This is a genomic window from Herbiconiux sp. J20-20 (assembly GCF_057365085.1).
The window spans coordinates 2,127,066-2,153,053 of record NZ_CP195122.1 but is presented as its reverse complement, the minus strand read 5'-3'; the positions used below and the strand labels follow the sequence as shown (position 1 = coordinate 2,153,053).

Genomic DNA, 25,988 nt, shown 5'->3' with positions numbered 1-25,988 from the left:
ACTGAGCGCGCGGAGGTGTTACCGGTCCGGTCGAACTCAGCGGGCGCGCAGCGCCGCGTCGTAGAGCTCCTTGCGTGAGAGTCCCGTCAGCTCGGCCACCTCGGCGCTCGCCTCCTTGAGGCGCGAGCCCTCGGCGACGAGGGTGAGGACGCGGGCCACCCCCTCGTCGATCGACGCCTCGACCGGTTCGGCCCCGGCCACCACGAGCACGATCTCGCCGCGGGCTCCGTCGGCGAAGCGCTCGGCCAGCTCGGCGAGCGTGCCGCGCGCGACCTCCTCGTGCAGCTTGGTGAGTTCGCGGCAGACGGCCGCGCGGCGATCCTCGCCGAACGCCGTCGCCGCATCTCGCAGGGCGTCGCCGATGCGGTGCGGGCTCTCGAAGAACACGAGCGTGCGCGCCTCGGCGGCGACCGCCCGGAACGACGCGACCCGGCCCTTGCGCGGCACGAAGCCCTCGAAGGCGAACCGGTCGGTCGGCAGCCCGCTGAGCGCGAGCGCCGTCAGCACCGCACTCGGTCCGGGGATCGCGGTCACCGTCACCCCGGCGGCGACCGCGGTCTGCACGAGCACGAAGCCGGGGTCGCTCACGGTCGGCATTCCGGCATCCGTCAGCACCAGGATGTCGGCCTCCCGTGCCTCCTCGGCCAGCGATGCGGCGCGCTCGCGCTCGTTGTGCTCGTGCAGCGCCACCAGGCGCGGACGGTTGTCGACGCCGAGGGCGCGCATCAACTGGATCGCTGTGCGGGTGTCCTCCGCGGCGATCGTCTCGGCGTTCTGCAGCGCCTCGATCAGCCGGCGGGAGGCGTCGCCAAGATTGCCGATGGGCGTCGCGGCGAGGATGAGCACGCGTCCATTCTCCTAGCATGAGCGGGTGATCGTCTCGCGACTCCCGACCTGGGTGGGCCCGGCGGCCGTCATGGCCGTCGCCGCGGCGACCCGGTTGTGGGCGCTCGACCGCCCGCACGAGCTCGTCTTCGACGAGACCTACTACGTCAAAGACGCCTACACGCTGATGAATCTCGGCTACGAGGGATCGTGGGGCGAGGGGGCGAACGAGAGCTTCGCGGGCGGCAACCCGGACGTCTACTCGTCGAATCCGTCGTTCATCGCCCACCCGCCGCTCGGCAAGTGGATCATCGCCGCGGGGCTCGCGGCGTTCGGGGCCGAGTCGAGCTGGGGCTGGCGGATCGGGATCGCCGTCACCGGCATCCTGCTCGTCGCCGTCACCATGTTCGCCGCGCACCTGCTGTTCCACCGCCCGCTGCTGACGACGATTGCCGGCGGGCTGATCGCGATCGATGGCAACGCGATCGTGCTCAGCCGCGTCGCCCTGCTGGACAGCGCCCTCGCCCTGTTCGCCCTGCTCGGGGCGTGCTTCACGCTGCTCGACCGGGTGCAGGCGCGCGTCCGGCTTGCCTCCTGGCTCGCCGCGGGCGACGGCATGGTGGCCGTGCGGGAGTGGGGCCCCGTCTTCTGGGCGAGGCCGTGGCTGCTCGCCGCGGCGCTCACCTTCGGGCTGGCCTCGGCGGTCAAGTGGAGCGGGCTGTACTTCCTGGCGGTGTTCGGGATCTACTCGGTCGTGGCGGATGCGCTCGACCGCCGGCGCGCGGGCGTCGATCTCTGGGCCAGCGGCGCCGTGCTGCGCCAGGCGCCCGTCAACGCCGTGCTGCTCGTTCCTCTCGCCCTGCTCGTCAACGTCGCCAGCTGGACCGGCTGGTTCGCCACCGACGGCGGCTACTACCGCCGCTGGGTGGAAGAGGGCGGCGAAGCCTGGTCGGGGCTTCTCTCCTGGGTACCGGTCGACGTCCAGAACTGGTGGCACTACCAGGCGTCGATGTACGGCTACCACGTCGGCGAGAACACCCCCCACTCCTACCAGGCGAGTCCGCTCGGCTGGCTGCTGCTGGTGCGCCCGACGAGCATGTACTACGAGGACTTCGGCGACGGCACGGCAGCCGAGATCCTCGACCTCGGAAATCCGCTGATCTGGTGGGCGGGCACGGCCGCGCTTGTCGCGGTGCTGGTGCGCTTCGGCTGGCTGCTGCGGCACGGACGGGATGCGCGCGCCGAGGCGTTCATCCTCACCGGGATGGCGGCCGGCTACCTGCCGTGGATGCTCTACCTGCACCGCACGGTGTTCCAGTTCTACACGATCGCCTTTGAGGCGTTTCTGGTGCTCGCACTGGTGGCGGCGATCGGACTGCTGATCGGCCCACCCGGTGACCCCGAGCGGCACTACGTGGTCGGTCGCGGGCTGGTCGCGGTGTTCCTGGTCGCCGTGGCCGCGCTCAGCGTGTTCTTCTGGCCGCTGTGGATCGGGGAGCCGATCCCGATCGAGTACCTGCGCGCGCACTACTGGTTCGCCAGCTGGATATAACCTCAACTTCGCTCTGTCGCACAGTGATCGTTGGCGCTACAGTGTTCTCACCCTGCGCCCGAAGCAGCGTCCCCCGCTGGAGTCCCCCATGTTCGCTCCACGCTCCTCCCGTTCTGTGCCCTCCCCGCATCGTCGCGCCGTCGGCTTCGCCGCGCCCCTGATCGCGATCGCGGTCATCGTGTTCGGCGCGGCGCCCGCCGCCCTCGCCGCGCCCGACGCGCCGGTCATCGTCGCGCCGAGCGACGGCGCGGTTACGACCAGCGACACGGCGACGATCAGCGGCAGCGTCGCCGACTGGGGCGGCACGGGCGGCTACGTCGAGGTCACGGCCACCAACGACGGAGTCGTGGTCGGCACGTGCGACTCCGGCTGGTTGGAGTACTACGAGACCGAGTGGAGCTGCGACGTCGATCTGCTGCTCGGCGACAACCTCATCACCGCCGAGACCTTCGCCGACGAGGAGACCGGCGGCACCGACCAGATCACGATCACCCGCGGCGGAACGCAATCGCCCACGATCGACTCCCCCGCCCCCGACGCCGCCTTCGAAACGGGCAGTGTGAGCTTCTCGGGCACCGGCCCCGCGCTCGGACGCGTCAACCTCGGCCACTCGGACGGCGAAGTCGTCACGTCGTGGTGCGACGTCGAGGTCGCCCTCGACGGCACGTGGAGCTGCACCGTCGACGCGATCGACCCGGGCTACTACAACGTCGGCATCGACGCGACGCGCATCGATGGCGCTCCCGACGCGAGCGAATGGCAGTGGCTCGAGGTGTATCCCCCCAAGCCCGACGTGGCGATCGCCGCCGGCCCGGGGCTGCTCCAGTCGCTCACCACCGCGACCTCCGGCGGCGACGCCGGCGCGATCTGGCGCGAGTTCGACGGCGAGTCGGTCACCGGATTCTGGCGCTGCCCCGTCGGCTGGTCCGGCGACTACGGCGAAGACCGGCCCGACGGCGGCCCCGAGGTCTCCTGCGCCGTGCCGGAGCCGACCCCGGGTGTGTATCTGCTCACGAGCATCGACTTCGTCAACGGCACTCACTCCTTCGACCGCGGCGATCTCGTGCGGATCCCCGAGGTCCCGGTCATCAGCGAGATCGTCACCAACCCCGATGGCTCGCTCACGTTCCGCGGCACGGTCGACCCGACGTGGGACAGCGCGTTTCCGACCGTCCACGAGGGCAGCACCGTTGTCGTCGAACTCGTCAGTGAATTCGACATCTGCGAGGCCGACACCGACCCGAGCGGGGCCTGGGAGTGCACGGGACTCGCCCCGAGCGGCCTGCAGACCGTCGACGCGTACGCGATCTCGCGCGGCTTCGCCGACGACCCGGACGTCGCCGGCGTGCTCGACGGCTACCACGACGGAGTCTCCCCGCGATCCGCGACCGTCGAGGTGGAGGTCGCCCCGTTCCGCCCGGCGAGCTCGCTCACCCTCGATGCCGCCGCCATCGAGGTGCTGGTCACCGGCGTCGCCGGAAGCCTGACCGGCGTCGAGTTCTACCGCGTGACCAGCGACGGCGAGGGCGGCTACTCCTACGGGTACCCGGTCGAATCCTGCGAGCACGGCGCGACGGAGGGTGACACCTCGAGCATCGAGTGCGGTCTGGACGGACTTGAGCCGGGCATCTGGAACGTGTACTCGTGGGCAGCGGTCTTCTTCGGCGATGAGTCTGCGGAGACCCACTACCGCGACGACTACGTGATGATCCCGAGCACCCCGACCCTCGGATCCACCGTGAGCTCATCCGGCACGGTGACGTTCAGCGGGAGCGCCGGCGCCGGCGACCGGGTGAGCGTGTTCACGCTGGACGGCTCGGGTGCGTGCTCGACCACCGCCACCGCATCCGGCACCTGGACGTGCAGCGCCACACCCGGCGCGGGAACGCACAGCTACCGCGCGATCTCGCGCTCCCAGGGTTTTGAGATCGACGTCGAGAGCCTTCCCGCGCCCGAGGAGTACGGCAGCTCCTTCCAGGGGTACTCGGCGTGGAGCGCGACCACCGTGGCGAGCGTCGCCGTGACCGCCCCCCCGGCCTCCCGCCCGGGCACGACGCCGACGACCGGGTTGAGCTTCACGGTGACGCCCGGGCCCTACTTCCCGGGTGACACCGTGACCTTCAGCGGCAGCGGCGCCCCCGCGGGCGCGCCCGTGACCGCGGAGCTCCACTCGACGCCGATCGTGCTCGGGCAGACGACCGCCGACAGCGAGGGCGACTTCCGCATCGTCGCCACCATCCCCGAGGATGTCGAGCCCGGAGAGCACGAATTCGTCATCATGGTCATGGGCGAGAGCGGCGCGCTCTCGGTCGTGACCCAGCCGATCGTCATCGACCTTCCGACCGAAACACCCGACGCCTCCCCCGACGAAGCCGGCCCCACCGCCGTCGTGGACGACGACGGCGGCGCTTCCGCCGCGGGCGGCGAGGTCGCGCCACGCTCCGAGCCGGCCGCCCCGAGCGTCCTCACCGAGGCATTGGTGACCGTCGCACGGATCCTCGATAACCCGGGCCTGCTCGCCGCGGCCGGCGGTCTCGCCCTGGCGCTGCTCTTCCTGGTCGCGATTCCCACCGAGCTGCTCACCGCGACGCTGTCGTCGAATACCGGCCGGATGGGCCGCGGGATCGCGCGCATCGAGGCCGCCACCGACCGGGTGCGTGACTGGTTCATCGCCGTCACCGGCAGCCGAGCAGCCGCCGCCGCGGTGCTCGTCGTGCTGGTGAGCATCGTGTTCGGCTTCAGCGACCCGGCCTTCGGATTCGACCTGGTGTCGCTCCGCCTTGTCCTCTCGCTCGCGATCGCGTTCTTCATCCTGTTCTACGGGGTCAGCTGGCTGACCGGACTGATCGTCGAACGCGGCTGGAAGGTGCCCTCCGTGGTCACGATCCAGCCGTCGATCGTGCTGTTCGCGATCCTCGGCGTGGTGTTCTCGCGCCTGGTCGGCTTCGCCCCCGGGATCTTCATCGGCGTCGTGATCGGCATCGAGATGTTCAACGCCTCGCGTCGAGCCGAGCTCGGGGCAGCGCTCGTCCAGTTCGCGGGCGTCTTCGTGCTGAGCATCGCCGCCTGGTTCGGCTACTCGGCGCTGACCGTGGCCGGCGACCCGCAGGACTTCTGGGGAGCGCTCACCGTCGATACCCTGGCCGCGATCACCTCGGAGGGCCTCACCGGTGTCGCGATCGCGATCCTGCCGCTCGCGTTCCTCGAGGGCCGCACCCTGTGGGAGGCCTCCAAGTCGCTGTGGTTCGGCACCTTCCTGGTGATCGCGACCGCGTTCTCCCTGATCGTGCTGCCGACCGCACTGGAGGAGACCGATCCGGCGGATGTCGGCGTCTGGTACGTGGTGCTCGCCGTGTTCGGCGCGCTCGCCTTCGCCGCCTGGGGCTACTTCGCCTGGCGCGCGGGAGCCGGCGAGCGCGCCGAGGCCGACGCAACGGAACGCAACACAACGGTCTAGGCGCCGGGTGCGCCGGTAGCCTGGCGGCATGCCAGACTCCGCCCTGCCCGACGTCCCGCGCGCGTCCGACCGCAACTGGGGGTTCCGCACCCGAGCCATCCACGCGGGCAACATCCCGGATGCGGTGCACGGCTCGCGCGCGCTCCCGATCCACCAGACCAGCGCGTTCGTCTTCGACTCCACCGAGGATGCCGCGGCCCGCTTCGCGCTGCAGAAGTACGGCAACATCTACTCGCGCGTCTCGAACCCGACCGTGGCCAGCTTCGAGGAGCGGATCGCCTCCCTCGAGGGCGGACTCGGTGCCGTCGCCACCGCCTCCGGGCTGAGCGCCGAGTTCATCACGTTCGCCTCGCTCGCGGGCGCCGGCGACCACATCGTCGCCGCACAGAGCCTCTACGGCGGCACCGTCACGCAGCTCGATGTGACGCTGCGACGCTTCGGCGTCGAGACGACGTTCGTTCCGGGCACCGACCCGGCCGACTACGCGGCCGCGATCACCGACACGACGAAGCTGATCTTCGCCGAGACGATCGCGAACCCCTCGGGCGAGATCGCCGACCTGGAGGGCCTCGCCGACGTCGCCCACGCCGCCGGCATCCCGCTCATCATCGACTCGACCGTCGCAACCCCGTACCTGAACCGGCCGATCGAGTGGGGTGCCGACATCGTCATCCACTCCGCGACCAAGTTCCTCGGCGGGCACGGCACCACCCTCGGCGGCGTCGTCGTCGAGTCGGGCCGCTTCGACTGGGCGAGCGAGCGCTTCCCGCTGTTCAGCGAGGATGCCGCCCACTACGGCGGGCTGAACTGGCACGGCAACTTCGGCGAGTACGCCTTCCTCACCCGCCTGCGCGCCGAGCAGCTGCGCGACGTGGGTCCCACCCTCGCCCCGCACTCGGCCTTCCTGCTCGCGCAGGGTGTCGAGACGCTCCCCTACCGGATGCAGGCGCACGTGAGCAACGCGCGTGCGGTCGCCGAGTTCCTCGAGGCCGACCCCCGCGTCGAGTTCGTCAACTGGGCGGGGCTCGCCTCGCATCCGCACCACGAGCGCGCGAACGCGTATCTGCCGCTCGGACCCGGATCGGTGTTCAGCTTCGGGGTGCGCGCCTCCGGCACGGCGAGCAGCCGTGAGATCGGCCAGCGCGTCATCGAGAACGTCGAGCTCGCCAGCCACCTGGCGAACATCGGCGACGCGAAGACGCTCGTCATCCACCCGGCCTCGACCACCCACGCGCAGCTCTCCGAGCAGCAGCTGCTCGACGGCGGCGTGCTGCCGGGCCTGATCCGCATCAGCGTCGGCATCGAAGAGGTCGACGACATCATCTACGACCTCGATCGAGCGCTGTCGGTCGCGGTGGAGGGATAATCGGGCATGAGCACCACGGACGACGTGACTGACGTGGAGACGGTGCAGCTGACGAATGGGCTGAGCTGCAGCCTGCCTGCGAGCTCACCGCTCGCGAAGCTGATGCGCAGCCAGCGCACCTGGGTGGGTCCCAGCGCGCAGGAGCGCCTCGGCATCCTGCGCCGCGCGAAGTCGGTCGCGATCGTCGGAGCCTCGGCGAATCCGGCGCGCTCCAGCTATTTCGTCGCCACCTATCTGTCGCAGTCCAGCGACTACGAGCTGTACTTCGTGAACCCGAACGCGACCGAGATCCTCGGGCGCCCGGTCTACAGGTCGCTCGCCGACCTGCCGGTCGTACCCGACATCGTCGACGTCTTCCGCCGCGCGAGCGATATCCCCCAGGTGATCGACGACGTGCTCGCCATCGGCGCGACGACCGTCTGGGTGCAGCTCGGCATCTGGAACGAAGAGGCGGCGCGCTACGGCGAAGAGCATGGCCTCACCGTCGTGATGGATCGCTGCATCAAGGTGGAGCACGCCCGCTTCCACGGCGGGCTGCACCTGCTCGGCTTCGACACCGGGGTGATCAGCTCGAAGAAGCAGCTCCGGTAGGGATCGGCCCGGTCGCCAGGGGCACAGCACCGCGCGGATACGCCAGCAGCACGAGCGCCGCGAGCACCCAGACAGCGCCGATCACGGCCAGCAGCGTCCCGCCGCTCGCCTGCGCGAGGGCTCCCGCGGCTGCGGCGCCACCCGCCGCCGCCGAGGCGCGCAGTCCGGAGCCGACCGTGAACACCTGCGAGCGCACCGCGAGCGGGCTCTGCTCCTTGCGCAGCAGCAGCATGGCTGCCGCGCTGGAGGCGGTGAACAGCCCCGACACTCCGATCGCGAGAACCGTCCAGACCAGTCCGAGGTCGACCGCGGCCACCATGGTGGCCACGCCGGTCGCCGCGAACCCTGCCCCCATGACCACCACCGGCGGGGCGGAACCCCAGCGCCGCGCCGCCGCGGCGAGCGCTCCGAGCAGCCCCCCGATGGCGAAAGCGGTGACGATCCAGGCCGCGCGCTCGGCACTCCCGGAGCGCTCGATCGCGACCGCGACCGCCGCCACCGCCAGCCCGCCAGCGCCCAGCTGGCTCAGGGTTCCCGACAGGGTGACGATCGCGATCGGCCGGTGCGCCACCAGGTGGCGCAGTCCCGTCGCCATCGTGCGCAGCGCCCCGACGCCGGGTGCGGGACGCGGAGCCAGCCGCAGCGCGAACAGGCCCACGCAGCCCAGCAGGCAGATCGCCGCGAGCACGAGCAGAGCCGTGCGGGGCGAGCCCGCCACCGCGAGCACCGCGACCAGGGCCGGGCCTCCGACCGACCCGACGTTGTAGGAGAGCGCATCGTGCGCGTAGCCGCGGCGCGCATCCGCGAATTCGTCGGCGACGAAGCTCGACAGACCGCCCATGAAGAACGGCGCGGCCACCCCGCTCAGCACCAGCGCCCCCATCACGATTGGGATCGGAACGGTGCCGATGGCGGCGGCCAACGCGAACGAGACGGAGGTCAGCACCGCGCCGGCAAGCATCCAGCGCCGCGGCCGGCGGGCCCGATCGAGAATCACCCCGACGAGCGGCGCCGCCAGCACGCTCGGGCCGAGGGTCGCCGCGACGAGCTGCCCGCCGAGCGCGAGGTCGCCGAATTCTGTCGCCGCCAGAATCGGCAGCGCGACCATCACCCCTGAGGTGGCCAGCCGCAGCGGCACCGACGCGGCGAGGTAGCTCGCCGCCGTCAACCCCCGCACGCGCGGATCAGAAGGTGGCGGACTCCGGGTCCGCCCCCTGGCGCAGCCCGGCGTCGAGGCGATCGATCGCCGCCATCTCGTCACCGCTCAGCTCGAAGCCGAAGACGTCGAAGTTCTCGGCCATCCGCTCACGGCTGGTCGTCTTCGGGAACACGACGATGCCCTGCTGCAGGTGCCAGCGCAGCACGATCTGCGCCGGGGTGACCCCGTGCGCGGCGGCGGCTCCCGCGATGGGCGCCATCTCGAGCAGCGGGTACTTGCCCTGCCCGAGCGGGCCCCACGCCTCGGTCACGATGCCGTGGTCGGCGCCGTAGGCGCGCAGCTCCTTCTGGGCCAGGCCCGGGTGCAGTTCGATCTGGTTGACCGCGGGAACAGTGCCGGTCTCGGCCGCGAGACGCTCCAGGTGCGGCACGTGGAAGTTGCTGACGCCGATGGAACGGGCGAGGCCGGCGGAGTTGATCTGCTCGAGCGCCTTCCAGGCCTCCACGTACTTGTCGGCGTCGGGACGCGGCCAGTGGATCAGGTACAGGTCGACGAAGTCGAGTCCGAGCTTCTCGAGGCTCGCCGCGATCGCCGCGGGCGCGTCGCCGGCGACGTGGTCCGAGTTCCAGAGCTTGGTGGTGATGAACAGCTCCTCGCGCGGGATGCCCGAGGCGGCGAGGGCGCGACCGACGCCCTCCTCGTTGCCGTAGACGGCGGCCGTGTCGATGTGGCGGTAGCCCACCTCGAGCGCGTCGAGCACGATGCGCTCGGTTTCGACCGGGTCGACCTTGAACACGCCGAAGCCGAGCTGCGGGATCTGGTGGCCGTCGTTGAGCGCAATGGTGGGAACAGTCATGCTCCTATGCTGGCACGACTCGGCGGCGGCTCGCCGGGCGCCGCCTCCCAGTCGGCGCGCCGTCCGTTGCTCGCGCGGCGAGACGGCCGCCGCCACGGGTCATCCGGGTCCAGGCCGTGCCCACGCCAGCCGCGCGCGCTCGCCGGCCCCGATGTCTCGTCGGGGAGCAGGTCCTGCGGGGTGCGCCAACCGATACGGCGATCGAACAGGTAGTCCCAATGATCGAGCTCGCTCGCGAGCTGCTCCAGAATCGCCGAGTCGAGTTCGTACAGACTGCGCGGCCAGTCGTCGTGCTGCAGCACCGCGCCGTGCTCACGCAGGACCTTCAGGTGGTGATGCACGGCCGCGCGACTCACGCCGAACTCGTGCCGGATGACGTCCTCCAGATCGCCCAGGTAGTGCGAGCCAGACGCCAGCACCTCCACGAGCCGCCGCCGGATCGGCTCCGCCACCACCTCGAACACATGCACGAAAACATGGTGCCAATTCAGCTTGGCGCCAAGCTCAATTGGCAGCTCATCTGAGAGAGGGCGGGTGGGGCGCGGGGCTGGGGAGGAGGCGCGGCAACATTTCGTCACGCGATTTCGAGGGCGCGGGAACGCGATTTAGGGTCGGAAGGTCCCGAGGCCACGCCTCCCCCGCTCGACGACGCGCGAACCCGACCAGCAGAGAGGAACGCGCGTGATTGTCGCCGAACGGCTCGTGAAGACCTTCGCGAGCACCGACTCGCAGAGCCCCGTGCACGCGGTCGATGATGTCAGCCTGCGCATCGCCGAGGGCGAGATCTTCGGCATCGTGGGGCAGAGCGGCGCCGGAAAGAGCACCCTGGTGCGGCTGCTCAACCTGCTCGAGCGCCCCGACTCCGGCAGCGTGATCCTCGACGGCACCGCCCTCACCGCACTCGACGAGCGCGCACTGCGCCGCGAGCGCCACCAGATCGGCATGATCTTTCAGCAGTTCCAGCTGCTGTCGCGCCGCACCGTGCGCGAGAACGTCGCGCTCCCCCTTGAAGTGCTCGGGGTCCCCGCCCGCGAACGGCGCGCACGCGTCGACGAGATCCTCGACCTGGTTGGGCTCACCGACCGAGCGGATGCCTACCCGGCCCAGCTCTCCGGCGGCCAGAAGCAGCGGGTCGGCATCGCCCGCGCCCTCGCCCCGCGCCCGCGCGTGCTGCTCTCCGACGAGGCGACCAGCGCCCTCGACCCGGCGACGACCCGGTCGATCCTCGACCTGCTGGCCAAGCTCAACAGGGAGCTCGGCCTCACCATCGTGCTGATCACGCACGAGATGGAGGTCATCAAGCAGGTGTGCCACTCGGCCGCACTGATCGAGCACGGCCGCATCGTCGAGCAGGGCCGCATCCACGACCTGCTGCAGACCCCCGGCTCGCGCATCGCGCATCAGCTCTTCCCCCTCGGCGAGCACGCGCCCGAGCGCGGCAACACGATCGTCGAGGTCACCTTCACCGGTCTCGACTCGAGCCGCCCGGTCATCGCCCGCCTCGCACGCGACCACGGACTCGACATCAGCATCCTCGGCGCGATGATCGAGACGGTCGCCGGCGAGCAGACCGGGCGCATCCGCCTCGAGCTGCCCGGCAGCGAGACCGCGAAGACGGCCGCCATCGAGAGCCTGCGAGCCGAGGGCTACGTCGTCGACGTCGTCGCCGCGAGCGGAGGTGCCGCATGATCGACCCCACCGATCCGGAGTTCTGGCCGCGCCTGTTCGACGGCCTGCTCGTCGCCAGCGGCGAGACGCTCATCATGCTCGTCGTGACCGGCCTGGTCACGCTCATCGGCGGTCTCGCGCTCGGCGTGATCCTGGTGGCGACGGATGCCGACGGCGTGCTCGCCGCTCCGTTCGGCTCGCGCGCGCTCGGCCGCGGCATCAACCTGGTGCTCGGCACGATCGTCAACATCGGGCGATCGGTGCCGTTCATCATCCTGATGGTCGCGCTGATCCCGGTCTCCCGCTTCCTCGTCGGCAGCGCCTTCAGCCTGGAAGGCGCCATCGTGCCGCTGTGCGTCGCCGCCGTGCCGTTCTTCGCCCGCATCGCCGAGATCGCGCTGCGCGAGGTGCCGACCGGCCTGGTCGAGGCGGGCACCGCGATGGGCGCCTCCCCGGTGCAGCTGCTCGTCAAGGTGCTCGTGCCGGAGGCGGTGCCCGCGCTGTTGCGCGGCTTCACCACCACGCTCGTCACCATCGTGAACTACTCGGCGATCGTGACCGTGGTCGGCAACTACGGCCTCGGCTCCTTCGCCTACGTGAACGGCTACCAGCGCTACAGCGTGATCCACATCCTCGCCGTGGTCGCGCTGCTGGTCGCGCTCGTCCACCTTCTGCAGTGGCTCGGCAACCGCCTCGCCACCCGACTCTCCCACCGCTGAAACACCGCCGAACCACCGAAAGGCCCCTCATGTCCCACCGCTTCTCGCGCGCCGCGCTCGCCACCACCGCCGCCCTCGCCGCGACCCTCGCGCTGAGCGCCTGCGGCGCCGCCGCCTCCGCCTCCGACGACGAGTCGACGCTGAGCGTCGGCGCGACCGCCGTTCCGGCCGCCGAGATCCTGCAGTTCGTCATCGACTCGGGTCAGGCCGAGGAGGCGGGACTCACGATCACCATCCAGGAGTACGCCGACTACGTCACCCCCAACCAGGCGCTCTCCGACGGCACCAATGACGCCAACCTGTTCCAGCACGAGCCGTACCTGAACCTGTACAACTCGGAGTCCGGTGACGACCTGGTCGCCGTCGGCCAGGTCTACCTGCCGCCGCTCGCGCTCTACTCGAAGACCGTCGACGACATCGCCGACCTGCCGGACGGCGCAAGCATCGCGCTGCCCAACGACGCAAGCAACGAGTCGCGCGCGCTGCTGCTGCTCGCCGCGCACGGTCTGATCGAGACGACCGACGCTCCGAGCACGGTCGCCGACATCACCGCCAACCCGCGCGGTTTCGAGTTCAGTGAGATCGACGCCGCGAGCCTGCCGCAGGCGCTCGACGAGAAGGACGCCGCGATCGTGAACTTCAGCTTCGCGGCCGCCGCCGGGCTCTCCAGCGACCTGCAGCTCTTCGCCGAGGGCGCCGAGAGCAGCTACTTCAACATCCTCGCCACCCGCGCCGAGCTCGCCGACGACCCGCGTGTCGCCACCCTGTACGAGCTGCTGACCTCCGAGGAGACGGCCGCCTGGATCCTGGAGCAGTACTCGGGCCTCGTCACCCCGGCCGCCTAGCGCGCGAGCGGGTCGAGGGGCGCTAGCCTGGACGGCTATGCCCCTCGACCTGCCGCCGATCACCTACCCGCCGGAGCTGCCCGTCAGCGCCGCGCGGGAGGAGCTCGCGCGCACCATCGCCGAGCATCAGGTGGTGATCGTGGCGGGGGCCACCGGCTCGGGCAAGACGACCCAGCTGCCGAAGATCCTGCTCGAGCTCGGGCGCGAGAAGATCGGGCACACCCAGCCCCGCCGCATCGCCGCGCGCAGCGTCGCCGAGCGCATCGCCGAAGAGCTCGACGTGGAGCTCGGCACCCTCGTCGGCTATCAGGTGCGGTTCGATGACCGCACGAAGCGCGAGACCGCGGTCAAGCTGATGACCGACGGCGTGCTGCTGGCTGAGATCAACCGCGACCGTGACCTGCGCCGCTACGACACGATCATCATCGATGAGGCGCACGAGCGCAGCCTCACGATCGACTTCCTGCTCGGCTATCTGACCCGTCTGCTGCCGCGTCGCCCCGAGCTCAAGGTGATCATCACGAGCGCCACGATCGACCCGGAGCGCTTTGCGAAGCACTTCGCCCGCCCCGACGGCACCCCCGCCCCCATCGTCGAGGTGAGCGGGCGCAGCTACCCGGTCGAGATCCGCTACCGTCCGCTCGTCGCCGAGTCCGGCGATGACGACAGCGACGACGGGGCGACGCGCGACGATCGGGACATCGTGCAGGGCGTGCTGGATGGCCTTGACGAGCTGGAGCGCGAGAGCAGCGGCGACGTGCTGGTCTTCTTCAGCGGCGAGAACGAGATCCGGGATGCCGCCGACGCGATCCGCGGACGCCTCACCGCGCGCGGCGCGGCCGGCGAGACCACCGAGGTGCTCCCGCTCTACGGTCGGCTGAGCTCCGCCGAGCAGCACCGCGTGTTCGAGCGCGCCCGCCCGGGCATCCGCCGCCGCATCGTGCTCGCCACCAACGTCGCCGAGACGAGCCTCACGGTGCCCGGCATCAAGTACGTCATCGACACCGGCACCGCCCGCATCAGCCGCTACTCAGCCCGCTCGAAGGTGCAGCGCCTGCCGATCGAGGCGATCAGCCAGGCGAGCGCCAACCAGCGCTCGGGCCGCGCCGGGCGCACGAGCGACGGCATCGCGATCCGGCTCTACTCGGAGGAGGACTTCGACTCCCGCCCCGAGTTCACCGACCCGGAGATCCTGCGCACCAGCCTCGCGGCGGTGATCCTGCAGATGATCGACCTGCGCCTCGGCGACATCTCCGAGTTCCCCTTCGTCGAACCGCCGGATGCGCGCGGCATCAAGGACGGCACCGACCTGCTGCTGGAGCTCGGCGCGATCTCGGCCGACGCGACGACCGGCCACACCCGCATCACGAAGGTCGGTCGCGACCTCGCCCAACTGCCGGTCGATCCGCGCTTCGGCCGCATGATCGTCGAGGCCGAGCGCCGCGGTGTCGCGCGCGAGGTGATGGTGATCGTGGCGGGGCTCAGCATCCAGGACCCGCGTGAGCGCCCGCTCGAGAAGCGCGGAACGGCGGATGCCTCGCACGCCCGCTTCACCGACCCGACGAGCGACTTCATCAGCCTGCTGAACCTCTGGAACCACCTCGAGCACCAGCAGCGCGAGCTCTCCAGCAGCGCGTTCCGGCGGCTCTGCAAGGCGGAGTTCCTCAACTACCTGCGGGTGCGCGAGTGGCAGGAGCTGTACCGACAGCTGGTGCGCGCCGCGAAGCCGCTCGGCATCGTCGCCCGTGCCGCCAGCACCGATGCCGACGCGATTCACATCTCTCTGCTCTCGGGCCTGCTCAGCCGCATCGGGCTGCTCGACGAGCGGGTGCGCGCGAAGCCGGGCGAGAAGGGGCGCCGCCCCACCGAGTTCCTCGGCTCACGCCAGCAGCGCTTCACCGTGTTCCCCGGCTCGGTGCTCGCCAAGAAGCCGCCGGCCGCGGTGATGGCCGCCGAGCTGGTGGAGACCAGTCGGCTGTTCGCCCGCACCGTCGCGCGCATCGACCCGGCGTGGGCGGAGCCGCTGGCCGAGCACCTGGTGAAGCGCAGCTACGGGCTGCCGCGTTGGGAGAAGCGGCAGGGCTCGGCGGTCGCCGACGAGAAGGTCACCCTCTACGGCGTGCCGATCGTGCCGAAGCGGCGCATCCAGCTCGCCCGCATCGACGCCGAGCAGGCGCGCGAGCTGTTCATCCGGCACGCCCTCGTCGGCGTCGACGGCAAGCCCGGCGAGTGGCCGTTCGAGATCCGCGGCAATGCCCTCTACGACTTCGACCGCAAGAACCGCGCACTGCGCCGCGAACTGGAACAGCTCGAGGAGCGCACCCGCCGCCGCGACATCCTGGTCGACGACGAGGCGGTGGTCGACTTCTACGAGCGGCGGATCCCGGCCGACGTCACCGACGTCCGTCGCTTCGAGCGCTGGTGGCGTGACGCGCGCGCGAAAACCCCCGAGCTGCTCACGATGACGCGCGAGGCTCTCCTCGGCGAGGAAGAGGCCGCGCCCGAGCGGGACGAGCAGGGCTTCCCCGCGCACTGGCAGGCGGGCGAGCAGCGGCTGCGGCTCGCCTACCGCTTCGAGCCCGGCGCCGAGGATGACGGGGTGACGCTCGAGATCCCGCTCGCGGTGCTGCCGCGGCTGGAGGATCGCGGCTTCGACTGGCTGGTGCCGGGGCTGCGCGAAGAGCTTGTGACCGCGCTCATCAAGAGCCTGCCCAAGCACATCCGCAAGAACGTGGTGCCCGCCGCCGACTGGGCGCGGAAGCTCCTCGGTGAGCTGCCCCAGCACGCCGAGACGCCGCTGACCGAGCTGCTCGCCCAGGAGATCCGGCGCGCGACGCACACCGTCGTCTCCCCCACCGACTTCGACCTCGAGCGGGTCGCGGCGCACCTGCGGATGGGGTTCGCCGCGATCGACGGTCGAGGCCGCCGCGTGGGGCTGTCGAAGAGTCTCGCCGAACTGCAGGCGCGCTTCGCCGAGCGCGCGCGCTCCACCGTCGCGAAGGTCGCCGAGACCGTCACGCCGGGACGCGACCTGGAGCGCTCCGGCATCACGAGCTGGGATCTCGGCGAGCTGCCGAAGCTGGTCGAGGCGAAGCAGGGCGGCTCGACGGTGCGCGCGTTCCCGGCCCTGGTCGACGAGGGTCAGAGCGTCGCGATTCGGGTCTTCGGCACGGCCGCCGAGCAGGCGGCGGCGCATCCGTTCGGAGTGCGACGCCTGATCGCGCTGAGCTTGCCGAGCCCGCTCGGCTACGTGCAGGAGCACCTCACCGGCGCCGAGAAGCTGCACCTGGCGGCGAGCCCCTACCGCTCCACGGCGGCGCTGCTGGATGACGCCCTGCTGGCGGTGATCGACCAGGCGGCCGGCTCCCGCGCACCGTTCACGCAGCCGGAGTTCGAGGCCCTGCGCGCCGAGATCTCGGCGGGGCTCATCGACGGGGCGTTCGAGGCGGTGCAGTTGACGGCCCGCGTGCTCGACGCCGCACGCCTGGCCGACAAGGCGATCTCGACGCGGTCGAGCCTGGCGCTGATGTCGCCGCTCGCCGACGCCCGCGCCCAACTAGACAGTCTTGTCTACCCCGGTTTCGTGCGCGCGACCGGGATCGAACGGCTGCGCCGCGTGCCGGTGTACCTCGCCGGCATCGCGCACCGCGCCGAGAAGATGGCCGAGAACCTCGGCCGCGACCGGCAGTGGCAGACCGAGGTCGAGAAGGCCACCGCGCACTACCGGGATGCGGGCGGCGAGCTGCCGCTGCCGCTCGCCGCGCCCGAGCGGATCCGCACCGCCCGCTGGATGCTCGAAGAGCTGCGGCTGTCGCTCTTCGCCCAGCACCTGGGAGCCCAGGGCCCGGTGAGCGTTCAGCGCATCACGAAGGCGCTCGCGGGCTAGGCGGCTCCGCGCCGAGCAGCTTGCGATAGCAGCCCGCGTCGACCATGTCGCCGTAGAGCCCGTAGGGCGGAATCGCCCGATAGCCGAGACGTTCGTAGAGCGCGATCGCGGCCGTCTGAAGCGGTCCGGTCTGCAGTACCAGGGATGCCGCTCCCCGCTCCCGTGCGAACTCCTCGAGCCACGCCATCAGCCCCGGTGCCGCGCCGCTGCCCCGCGCGTCGGGCGCGACGAACAGCTTCTTCACCTCGAGCTCCGCACCGAAGGGGCGCAGTGCGGCATGCCCGACCGGCACGCCGTCGAGGAGCGCGAGCACGGTCACCGCGATCTTCGCCGGATCGATCGCGAGCGCGCGCGCCGACCTCGCGGCGACCTCAGGGTCGAGGCGCGCCACGAAGTCGGCGTACAGGGCGCCGGTCTCGGCATCCATTGCGGCGCGGAGCGCGACGGCGCGGGGGTCGAGCCAGGCGACCTGGGCGAACTCGAGGGGGTTTCGATACGCCGCTTCGCGGCTACTCAACCCGCACCCGCGCCGCTTCGCGGCTACTCAACCCGCACCCGCGCCGCTTCGCGGCTACTCAACCCGCTCGACCACAATCTACTTCTTGGAGCCCGAGGCGCTCGCGTTCGACTCGTAGGAGGTGTTGGTCGACTCGAAGAAGTTGACCAGCTGCAGCGTGTCGTTCGCCGCCGCCATCCACTTCGCCGGGTTCGAGACCTTGTACTCCGGCGCGAAGCCGAGCTCCTCGAGGCGACGGTCGGCGAGGTACTTGACGTACTGGTTGATGTAGCTGGCGTTGAGGCCGAGGATGCCGCCGGGAAGCAGGTCGCGGTTGTACTGCTCCTCCATCTCCACAGCGTCCAGGATCATCTGCTTGATCTCGGCGGCGAACTCCGGCGTCTGCAGGTCCGGGTTCTCGTCGAGCACCGTGAGGATCAGGTTGATGCCGAACTTCAGGTGCAGGCTCTCGTCGCGCACCACCCAGTCCATGAGGCTGCCGAAGTTGCGCAGCAGGTTCCGCTGGCGGAAGCTCAGCGCGACCATGAAGCCCGAGTAGAACCAGATGCCCTCGAGGATCACGTTGTAGGCGACGAGGTTGCGGATGAAGTCCTGCTTGCCCTCGGTCGTCGTGATGTCGAGGGTCTGCTCGGTCATCCGCTTGATGAACTTGACCTCGAACTCCTCCTTGCGCGCCATCGAGGGCACGTCGACGTGGGCGTTGTAGGCCTCGTCGCGGTTGATCGGGAAGGTCTCGAGCACGTACTCGAAGCTCATGCAGTGGTTGGCCTCCTCCCACATCTGCTTCGCGAGGTAGAGGTGCGCCTCGGGAGCGTTGATGTAGGGGTAGACGCCGAAGGCGAGCGCCTTGTTGACGAGCAGCTCGTTCGGGTTGAAGTACGACATGAGGAACGTGATCGCGTGGCGCTCCTCGTCGGTCATCTTCTTGAAGTCGGCGATGTCCTCGCCGAGCTGGATCTCGTTGGGGAACCAGGTGTTGGCGACCGCCTGGTCGTAGAGGTCCATCGCCCACTTGTAGGTGACGGGCTTGAGGAGGAGGCCCTCCGTGATTCCGGTTCCGAGGATCGGCATCTGTGTGTCCTTCTGGCTTGGGTGGCGAGGCAAGTATGCCGGGTCACGGTGAGACCGGACCCGGCATGCCTGCCGCTTTCGCGGGTGGGGGGATTGGGGGGAACTACTGGCAGGACTCACATTGCAGGTCGTCCATCGGGTCGACCGGAACGTCGTAGCCGCCGACTTCGTCGAAGGGACCCATCACAGGCCTCCGAATCCACGACGCGCCGTGGAGGCGGCCGGCTTCTCGGCCGCGGGCTCCGCCGGGGTCGAGGCCGCGGCGCCGAAGCCGCGCTTGGCCGGGGCGCCCTCGTCGACCTGCACCGACTTGTTGACCTTGACGGTCGACTGCTCGGCGGTGTGCCGCGGCTTCATGTGCAGGTAGTACGTCGTCTTCACGCCGCGCTCCCAGGCCCCGAAGTAGATGTCCATCATGTCGCCGAGGTCACGCGTCTCGAGGTACATGTTGCGGCTGATCGCCTGATCGATCCACTTCTGGGCGCGCGCGGCGACGTCGAGGAACGCGTACGGCGAGAGCTGGAAGCTCGTCTTGAAGACGGCCTTGATGTCGTCCGGGATCTCGGCGATGTTCTGGATGTCGCCCTGCGAGCGCAGGATCTGCTCCTTGGTCGACTCCCACAGCCCCGCGCTCTGCAGCGCCTCGACCAGGTTGCGGTTGACCTCGAGGAACTTGCCGTTGCTGGTGGCGCGGCTGAAGATCTGCGAGAACTGCGGGTCGAGACCGGGCGTGGTGCCGGCGACGAGACCGATGGAGGCGGTCGGCGCGATCGCCATGAGCGTCGCGTTGCGCATGCCGCCCTTGACCTTTGCGCGCAGCGCATCCCAGTCGAGGCGGGTCGTGCGGTTGACGTTGATCGGCACGCCGCGGTTCTCCTCGGTGAGCGCGATCGAGTCGAAGGGAACGAGGCCCTGCGCCCAGCGGCTGCCCGCGAAGTTGGTGTACGCGCCGCGCTCCTTCGCGAGATCGGCCGACTCGTCGATCGCCGCGTAGGAGACGTGCTCCATGATCTCGTCGATCAGGTCGTATGCGGCTTCGCTCTCGTAGCTGATGCCGAGCTTCTCGACGACGTCGGTGAAGCCCATCACGCCCAGACCGATGGCGCGGTTCTGCTGGTTCGAGAAGTCGGCCTCATCGACGCTCGACTCGGTGATGTCGATCAGGTTGTCGAGCTGACGCACCGCGAGGCGGGCGCTCTCCTCGACCTTCGCCCAGTCGAAGCCGAGGGTGCCCTCGGCATCGACCGCGAGGTGGGTCGAGAGGTTGATCGAGGCCAGGTTGCAGACCGAGACGTTGTCGACGTCCTGCGGCAGGCAGATCTCGGTGCAGAGGTTCGAGAGGTGGATCGTGCCGGTGTTGTTGTTGAGGGCACGGTTGTTGATCGTGTCCTTCCAGGTGAGCCACGGGTGGCTGGTGGTCTGGAGGGAGATGAGGATCGACTTGAACTGCTCGCGCGCGCCGATCTTCTTGAACATGCGCATCTCGCCGGCCTCGGCCTTGGCGACGTACTCGGCGTAGCGGGCCGAGAACTCGGCGCCGTACAGCTCGTTGAGGTCGGGCACCTCGAGCGGGTCGAAGAGGTACCAGTCATCGTCGTTCTGGACGCGCTTCATGAACTCGTCGCTGATCCACACCGCGGTGTTGGCGGTGCGGGTGCGGCGGTACGGGTCGCCGGAGTTCTGACGCAGGTCGAGGAACTCGGGGAAGTCGAGGTGCCAGTTCTCCATGTAGAAGCAGAGCGCGCCGAACTTCTTGCCGCCGCGGCTGACCGCGCGCAGCACCGAGTCGATCGTGTGCATGAACGGGATCGGCCCGGTGGAGGTCGTGTTGTTGGAGCGGATGGGCGAGCCCTGCGAGCGGAGCTTGGTGACCGAGAGGCCGATGCCGCCGGTGCCCTTGGTCAGCCACATGACGTCGCGCACGCTCTTGGCGATGTGCTCGATGTCGTCCTGCATCTCCATGACGAAGCAGTTCGACAGCTGCGGGTAGCTGGTGCCGGCGTTGACGAGCGTGGAGCCCGCGGCGACGTACTCGAGCTTCGACATCTTGTCGTAGAACGCGATCGCGTGGCTGGTGGGGTCGGCCTCGTTGAGCGAGAGGCCCATCGCGATGCGCATCCAGAAGAACTGCGGCACCTCGAGCGGGTCGCCGTTGCGCGCCTTGATGCCGTAGCGGTTGTTGAGGGTGACGACGCCGATGTACTTGAGCAGCTCGTCGCGGCTCGGCTCGAGCTTGGTGGCGAGCAGGTCGAGGTCGAACAGCTCGGGGAAGCGCGGGTCGAGCAGGTTCTCGGCGACGCCGCGCTCGACGCTCGCGCGGAAGTGGCTCGCGTGCAGCGACTTCAGCTCCTCGGCGGTCGTGTAGTCGCCGAGCACGCGCTTGTAGATCGTCTTGAGCAGGAGTCGGGCGGCGACGGTGTCGAACTGCGGGTCGTCCTTGACGTTCTGCAGGGCGACCTGGATGACCGCCTCGTCGAGCTGCTGCGTCGTGATGCCGTCGAAGAGGGTCAGCTCGAGCTCGCTCGCGATCTGCGTGACCCAGGTGATGTTCTCGTCCAGGCCCGCGCTCGCGTGCTCGATCGCGAGGTTGATCTTGTTGGCGTCGTAGGGCTCACGCTCTCCGTTGCGCTTCACGACCGTGATCGACACGTGTGGACTCCTCTCGTGCGGCTCACGCACGTTCCCCAGCAGACCCAGCTTTTCGTCTTGCGGACCTGCAATTTCTCGGTCCGTTCGCGATCACGAACGGTGTTTCAGCCACTCCCCCGGCTGAGCGGTTCGATCACTATATATCGGGCCACCGACACGGGACAGTCACAAGATCTTGTGGGCGTGTCGTCCACAGAATGTGCATAACTTCGCCGAATTGTGCACAGTTTCCACAGGCCGCGGAGGCCCGCGCGGCGACTAAGCTCGGAAGGCTATGAACGCGTACGCCGACCTCCTTCGCACTCCCGGCGTCGCTCGCATCATCACCGCCCAGCTGCTGGCCCGATTCCCCGGCGGGATGATCTCCCTCGGCTTCCTGCTGCACCTCGAGGCGATCTTCGACTCGTACGGTGCGGCCGGTCTCGTGCTCGCCGCGACGAGCGCCGGACAGGCGATGTCGGGGCCGCTCACCAGCCGCTGGATGGGGGTCTGGGGCATGCGCCCCGTGCTGATCCTCACGACGAGCGTCAGCACCGCCGCCCTGATCACCGTGGCCCTCGCCCCCATGCCGCTGTGGGGCTACATCGTCGCCGGTCTCGTCGCGGGCCTCAGCAACCCGCCGATCCAGCCCGCCGTCCGCACGATCTACCCGAAGATGGTCAACTCGCGCCAGCTGACGCCGCTGTTCTCACTCGACGCCTCCGCGCAGGAGATCATCTGGGTCGCCGGTCCCGTCGTCGTCACCTTCATCGGCACGCAGATCTCGACGGTCGCCGGGATCCTCACCGCCGTCGCCTTCCTGATCGGCGGCGGACTGTGGTTCATCCTGTCGCCCGAGGTCGGGCAGGTGCGCATCCCGCGCAGCAAGCGCCGCTTCGGCGTCGTGCTGGCCCGCCCCCCGGTGCTGCTGTCGACCGTCACCGGCTTCCTGCTCATCGGCTCCTGCGCCGCCATCGAGACGGGCGTGGTCGCGACCTTCGGCGACCACGGACCGGAGGCGGGCTTCGTCCTCGCGATCTGGGCCATCTCGTCGTTCGCGGGCGGACTCGCCTTCGGACACATCCCGGTCGGCCCGTGGGCGCTGGCCCGGCGGATGTTCGTCGTCTTCGTCGGCGCCACGCTCGCGATCTTCGCCTGGGAGTTCTGGTCGCTCTCCCTGCTGCTCGTGATCGCCGGGATCTGCATCGCCCCCGCCCTCGCGGTGATGTTCGCGATCGTGTCGGCGAGCGTCAAGTTCAGCGACACGGCCGAGGCCTACGGCTGGATCGGCACCGGTCAGCTGATCGGGGCGGCAGCCGGAGCGGCCATCGCCGGCTTCGTGATCGACGCGATCGGCCCCGACGGCGGAATCATGGTCGGCGCCGCCTTCGCCCTCGTCGGATTCCTCGTGCCGACGGTGTTCCATCGCGCCCACCCCGACCTGCGCGGCCGTGACGCGAGTCCGATCCCCGACACGGAGCCGGTCCCGATTCAGCCGAGCTGACCGGTTCAGCTCTGGACGAGCGGATCCGTCGGTCCGGCCTCGTCGCCGTTGTCGACGTCCTCCGGGTTCGGCAGCCGCGACAGGAACCGGAAGAACAGGACGCCGGCGAGCGTCGCCGCCGCCCCGCCCGCCACCAGCGGCAGGGTGATGTCGATGCGCGCGAGCAGCCCCCCGAGCACCGCGCCGACGGGCATGATCCCCCACAGCAGCGTTCGCCAGCTTCCGTGCACCCGCCCGAGGAGGCGGCCCGGAATGATGCTCTGACGCAGAGACATCACGAGGATGTTCCAGACCAGCAGCGCCATCGCCGAGACGAAGCCGCTCACCGCGGCCGCCCACAGCTGCGGCACCAGCCCCGGCAGCACCAGCGAGAGGCTCGCGACGATCGTGGCGAAGCCCATCGTGCGGCCGGCGCCGAGCCTCTCCTTGAGCGGCTGCGCGAGCGCGCTGCCGACGAGTCCTCCGGCGGCTCCGGTGAGCATGAACACCCCGAACAGCGACTCATCGAGCCCCAGGTGGTCGACGACGAACAGCACCCAGGTCGCGGTCGCAGCGGTGAAGCACAGCCCCACGAAACTGCTCAGAAACCACAGCGTCACGAGCATCCGGTTGCCCCAGATGAAGCGGTAGCCATCGGCGAACTGCCGATACCAGGGCACGGTGCTCGGCGCGGTCGCGGCGAACTGGCGCCCGGATGCGGCGCGCGGCAGGGCAAGGGCGAGTCCGGCGGCGACGGCGAAGGCGGCGACGTTCGTGCCGAGCGGGATCAGCACCGACACCGCGAACAGCAGCGAGGTGAACGGCCCCGACAGGAAGTTCTGCACGATGAGCTCGCCCGCTTCGATGCGCGAGTTGGCGCGCGGCAACAGCGGCTTCGCCACGATGCTCGGCACGACCGCCCGCACCGAGCCGTCGTAGATCGTCTCGCCGACGCCGTAGAGGAAGATGAGGAGGTACAGCCAGGCGATGGTCAGCGACGAGGTCGCCGCCAGGATCAGCAGTCCGGCGGCGAGGATCGCGCGCACCGAGTTCGCCGCGGCGAGCGCCACGCGCCGATCGACCCGATCGATCAGGATGCCGGCCGGGATCGCGAACAGCAGCCACGGCAGCATGGCGAGCGCGGCGATGCCGGAGATCAGCACCGGGTCGGTTGTCAGCTGCACGGCGAGCAGCGGGGCCGCGATCTTCGCGATCCCGTCGCCGAGACTCGAGGTCAGGTTGGCGGTGAAGAGCTTGGCGAACTCCGGGCCGAGGCGCGTCGGAGTCGACGCCGGCGCCTCGCTCACCACCGCCCGTGGATGGAGGCGCGCAGGCGACGGTCGTAGAGGTCGCGCACCGCGGCCATGAACTCCGGCCCGAGCGGCGGAACCTCGCCGGCGGCGGCGTTGGCGCGGGCCTGGTCGACGGTGCGGGCGCCCGGGATCACGGTGGTGACGCCCGGCTGCTGCGCAACCCAGGCGAGCGCGGCCGCCGCGGGTTCGAGTCCGCGCGAGGCGGCGAGCTCGGCGAACTCGCGGGCGGCCTCGAGGCCCTCCTCGAAGTCGACGCCGGAGAAGGTCTCACCCACGTCGAAGGCGGAGCCGTCGCGGTTGTAGCTGCGGTGGTCATCCGCGGCGAACGCGGTCTCACGCGTGTAGCGACCGCTCAGCAGACCGCTGGCGAGCGGAACGCGGGCGATGATCCCGACACCCGCGTCGCCGGCGGCGGGCAGCACTCGGTCGAGCGGCTTGAGCCGGAACGCGTTGAGGATGATCTGCACGCTCGCCACGTTGGGCCGCGCGATCGCGGTGAGGGCCTGCGAGGTCTCTTCGACGCTGACGCCGTAGGCGGCGATCGCCTTCTCGTCGACGAGGGTGTCGAGCGCGTCGAAGACCTCGTCGCTCTCGTAGACGTCGGTGGGCGGGCAGTGCAGCTGCACCAAGTCGAGCGTGTCGACGTCGAGGTTCTGCCGCGAGCGCTCCGCCCAGGCGCGGAAATGATCGAGCACGTAGTTCTCGCGGCGCTGCTCCACGCGCCGCCCCATCTTCGTGGCGACCATCACCGGCGCCTCCGGGTTGGCGCGTCGCCAGGCGGCGATCATCCGCTCGCTGCGGCCGTCGCCGTAGACATCCGCGGTATCGAAGAAGGTGACGCCCGCCTCGAACGCGGCGTCGAGGATGCGCAGCGACTCCGCCTCCGAGACCTCGCCCCAGTCGGCGCCCAGCTGCCAGGTGCCGAGGCCGATCGCCGAGACGGCGCGGCCGGTGCGGCCGAGAATGCGTGTGTCCATAGCGCGAGCCTAACCAGCGGAGGCGGCGCCGGCCGGCATCGCGGCGTCGTGCGTCGAGCGACGCGGGCGCGCCAGAACCGCCGTCGCCACCACACGCGCCAGCCGCGGCCGCACGAGGTGGTCGTTGCCGTCGACGCGGTGCACCGTCACCGAGCGCAGCTGCTCGGCGAGTCGGATCCCGCTGGTGGCGAGGAACGGGTCAAGGGTTCCGTAGACGAGCTCGATGGGCGCCCGCACCGCCGCGAGGTCGCTCACCGTGGTCTGGCTCTCGATCGCGTTCTTGAGTGAGAGCGAGAAGGCCCGCCAGTTGCGCTCCGAGACCTCGAGCACGTTCTTGATCGGCGAGATCGCCGCCAGCCGCGCGGCGCTGCGCATCGTGAACTCCTTGTGATCGCGCAGGTACTCGTAGGCGCGGAGGTAGAGGCCGACCGCCGCGCGATCCCACGGGGTGCCGATGCTCTGCGGCGGCAGGTAGATCGGCGGGCTCACGAGCACCAGCCGTTCGAGGCGGGTGGGGTACTGCGCCGCGTAGCGCGTCGCAATGAGCGACCCCATCGAATGCCCGACCAGCATGAACGGCTCGCGCCCGATGACGCGGCGCAGAGTGCGGCGCAGGGCCGCGACATGATCTTCGACCGTGAACTCGGAGTCCTCGGGCGCCGGCGACTCGCCGAAGCCGAGCAGATCGATCGCGATCACCCGGCGGCTCGGCGTCAGCAGCGGGACGAGGTTCTCGAAGGTGACCGAGGAGGAGGCGATCCCGTGCAGCAGCACGACGATCGGCCCCTCCCCCTCGTCGATGGCGACATGGAGAAGGGGCGGTCGTTCGAACAGCTCACGCAACCACCCCATCCCCTCAGCCTAGATCTCTGCTCAACTGTCGCGAAGGTCTTCCTTGTACTCGTTCTTGGCCTTCACCTCGTCGCGGTGGGCCTCGGCCTTCTTCACCTCGGCCTCGGCCTGCATCTCGTCGACCTTGTCGGAGACGCGCTCCTTCTGCTCGTCGACCCAGTCGCCGACCTTCTCACCGGTGGCCTCGGCGGCGTCCTTGGCGTCATCCATGAATCCCATGTCA

The 25,988-nt window shown here is 70.0% G+C and carries 20 protein-coding genes; 9 read left to right on the top strand and 11 right to left on the bottom strand.

The window, feature by feature from the left end; genetic code table 11:
- Positions 1-36: 36 nt before the first annotated feature.
- Positions 37-846, bottom strand: coding sequence for a 16S rRNA (cytidine(1402)-2'-O)-methyltransferase (gene rsmI, locus ACR3ZA_RS10420; protein WP_473661894.1), 810 nt, complete (start codon positions 844-846; stop codon positions 37-39).
- A 25-nt stretch (positions 847-871) separates the two neighbouring features.
- Here rsmI and ACR3ZA_RS10415 point away from each other — a divergent pair, with 25 nt between their 5' ends.
- The 4 genes from ACR3ZA_RS10415 to ACR3ZA_RS10400 all read left to right on the top strand — a co-directional run bounded on the left by ACR3ZA_RS10415 (position 872) and on the right by ACR3ZA_RS10400 (position 7,791).
- A complete protein-coding gene (locus tag ACR3ZA_RS10415) occupies positions 872-2,377 on the top strand; it encodes a phospholipid carrier-dependent glycosyltransferase (RefSeq protein WP_473661893.1) in 1,506 nt (501 codons plus the stop codon).
- A gap of 115 nt (positions 2,378-2,492) precedes the next feature.
- Entirely contained in the window at positions 2,493-5,834 is a 3,342-nt protein-coding gene (locus ACR3ZA_RS10410) for a cation:proton antiporter (RefSeq protein WP_473661892.1), read from the top strand.
- A 28-nt stretch (positions 5,835-5,862) separates the two neighbouring features.
- Positions 5,863-7,200 (top strand): aminotransferase class V-fold PLP-dependent enzyme, encoded by a 1,338-nt coding sequence (locus tag ACR3ZA_RS10405; protein ID WP_473661891.1) that lies wholly within the window; start codon positions 5,863-5,865, stop codon positions 7,198-7,200.
- A gap of 6 nt (positions 7,201-7,206) precedes the next feature.
- On the top strand, positions 7,207-7,791 hold the full coding sequence (locus ACR3ZA_RS10400; RefSeq protein ID WP_473661890.1) for a CoA-binding protein: 585 nt from the start codon (positions 7,207-7,209) through the stop codon (positions 7,789-7,791).
- Here ACR3ZA_RS10400 and ACR3ZA_RS10395 read toward each other — a convergent pair.
- From ACR3ZA_RS10395 to ACR3ZA_RS10385, 3 genes are read right to left on the bottom strand one after another with little or no spacing between them, the layout of a single operon-like run.
- On the bottom strand, positions 7,766-8,968 hold the full coding sequence (locus ACR3ZA_RS10395; RefSeq protein WP_473661889.1) for an MFS transporter: 1,203 nt from the start codon (positions 8,966-8,968) through the stop codon (positions 7,766-7,768). The genes ACR3ZA_RS10400 and ACR3ZA_RS10395 overlap by 26 nt on opposite strands.
- Before the next feature lie 7 nt (positions 8,969-8,975).
- A complete protein-coding gene (locus ACR3ZA_RS10390) occupies positions 8,976-9,806 on the bottom strand; it encodes an aldo/keto reductase (RefSeq protein ID WP_473661888.1) in 831 nt (276 codons plus the stop codon).
- On the bottom strand, positions 9,803-10,276 hold the full coding sequence (locus tag ACR3ZA_RS10385) for a helix-turn-helix domain-containing protein (RefSeq protein WP_473661887.1): 474 nt from the start codon (positions 10,274-10,276) through the stop codon (positions 9,803-9,805). Before ACR3ZA_RS10385 ends, ACR3ZA_RS10390 begins: the two co-directional genes overlap by 4 nt.
- 211 nt (positions 10,277-10,487) lie before the next feature.
- Between ACR3ZA_RS10385 and ACR3ZA_RS10380 the strand changes: the two genes are divergently transcribed.
- From ACR3ZA_RS10380 to hrpA, 4 genes are read left to right on the top strand one after another with little or no spacing between them, the layout of a single operon-like run.
- Positions 10,488-11,495 carry an ATP-binding cassette domain-containing protein gene (locus tag ACR3ZA_RS10380; protein ID WP_473661886.1) on the top strand — a complete coding sequence of 336 codons (1,008 nt, stop codon included), beginning with the start codon at positions 10,488-10,490 and terminating at the stop codon, positions 11,493-11,495.
- Positions 11,492-12,193, top strand: a complete 702-nt coding sequence (locus ACR3ZA_RS10375) for an ABC transporter permease subunit (protein ID WP_473661885.1) — start codon at positions 11,492-11,494, stop codon at positions 12,191-12,193. Before ACR3ZA_RS10380 ends, ACR3ZA_RS10375 begins: the two co-directional genes overlap by 4 nt.
- Before the next feature lie 29 nt (positions 12,194-12,222).
- Complete coding sequence (locus tag ACR3ZA_RS10370) at positions 12,223-13,038, top strand: MetQ/NlpA family ABC transporter substrate-binding protein (protein WP_473661884.1); 816 nt, start codon at positions 12,223-12,225, stop codon at positions 13,036-13,038.
- A 37-nt stretch (positions 13,039-13,075) separates the two neighbouring features.
- Entirely contained in the window at positions 13,076-16,924 is a 3,849-nt protein-coding gene (hrpA, locus tag ACR3ZA_RS10365) for an ATP-dependent RNA helicase HrpA (protein ID WP_473661883.1), read from the top strand.
- On the opposite strand, the gene ACR3ZA_RS10360 is transcribed toward hrpA, so the two are convergent.
- The 3 genes from ACR3ZA_RS10360 to ACR3ZA_RS10350 all read right to left on the bottom strand — a co-directional run bounded on the left by ACR3ZA_RS10360 (position 16,902) and on the right by ACR3ZA_RS10350 (position 21,161).
- The gene (locus ACR3ZA_RS10360; protein ID WP_473661882.1) at positions 16,902-17,441 is read right to left on the bottom strand and encodes a GNAT family N-acetyltransferase; all 540 of its coding nucleotides are present in this window, start codon (positions 17,439-17,441) and stop codon (positions 16,902-16,904) included. The genes hrpA and ACR3ZA_RS10360 overlap by 23 nt on opposite strands.
- Before the next feature lie 78 nt (positions 17,442-17,519).
- Positions 17,520-18,512, bottom strand: coding sequence for a ribonucleotide-diphosphate reductase subunit beta (locus tag ACR3ZA_RS10355; RefSeq protein ID WP_473661881.1), 993 nt, complete (start codon positions 18,510-18,512; stop codon positions 17,520-17,522).
- A gap of 183 nt (positions 18,513-18,695) precedes the next feature.
- Positions 18,696-21,161 carry a ribonucleoside-diphosphate reductase subunit alpha gene (locus tag ACR3ZA_RS10350; RefSeq protein WP_473661880.1) on the bottom strand — a complete coding sequence of 822 codons (2,466 nt, stop codon included), beginning with the start codon at positions 21,159-21,161 and terminating at the stop codon, positions 18,696-18,698.
- A gap of 274 nt (positions 21,162-21,435) precedes the next feature.
- Between ACR3ZA_RS10350 and ACR3ZA_RS10345 the strand changes: the two genes are divergently transcribed.
- On the top strand, positions 21,436-22,644 hold the full coding sequence (locus ACR3ZA_RS10345) for an MFS transporter (RefSeq protein WP_473661879.1): 1,209 nt from the start codon (positions 21,436-21,438) through the stop codon (positions 22,642-22,644).
- Between the two features lie 5 nt (positions 22,645-22,649).
- Here the strand turns inward: ACR3ZA_RS10345 and ACR3ZA_RS10340 are convergent, their stop codons facing one another.
- Genes ACR3ZA_RS10340 through ACR3ZA_RS10325 form a run of 4 tightly spaced genes read right to left on the bottom strand, consistent with a single transcriptional unit; the run spans position 22,650 to position 25,984 of the window.
- Positions 22,650-23,930 (bottom strand): MFS transporter, encoded by a 1,281-nt coding sequence (locus ACR3ZA_RS10340; RefSeq protein WP_473661878.1) that lies wholly within the window; start codon positions 23,928-23,930, stop codon positions 22,650-22,652.
- Positions 23,927-24,913 (bottom strand): aldo/keto reductase, encoded by a 987-nt coding sequence (locus tag ACR3ZA_RS10335; RefSeq protein WP_473661877.1) that lies wholly within the window; start codon positions 24,911-24,913, stop codon positions 23,927-23,929. The genes ACR3ZA_RS10340 and ACR3ZA_RS10335 overlap by 4 nt, the downstream gene beginning before the upstream one ends.
- Positions 24,914-24,922: 9 nt before the next feature.
- Positions 24,923-25,765 carry an alpha/beta fold hydrolase gene (locus tag ACR3ZA_RS10330; RefSeq protein ID WP_473661876.1) on the bottom strand — a complete coding sequence of 281 codons (843 nt, stop codon included), beginning with the start codon at positions 25,763-25,765 and terminating at the stop codon, positions 24,923-24,925.
- Positions 25,766-25,786: 21 nt separating this feature from the next.
- Positions 25,787-25,984, bottom strand: coding sequence for a hypothetical protein (locus ACR3ZA_RS10325; RefSeq protein WP_473661875.1), 198 nt, complete (start codon positions 25,982-25,984; stop codon positions 25,787-25,789).
- Positions 25,985-25,988 lie beyond the last annotated feature (4 nt).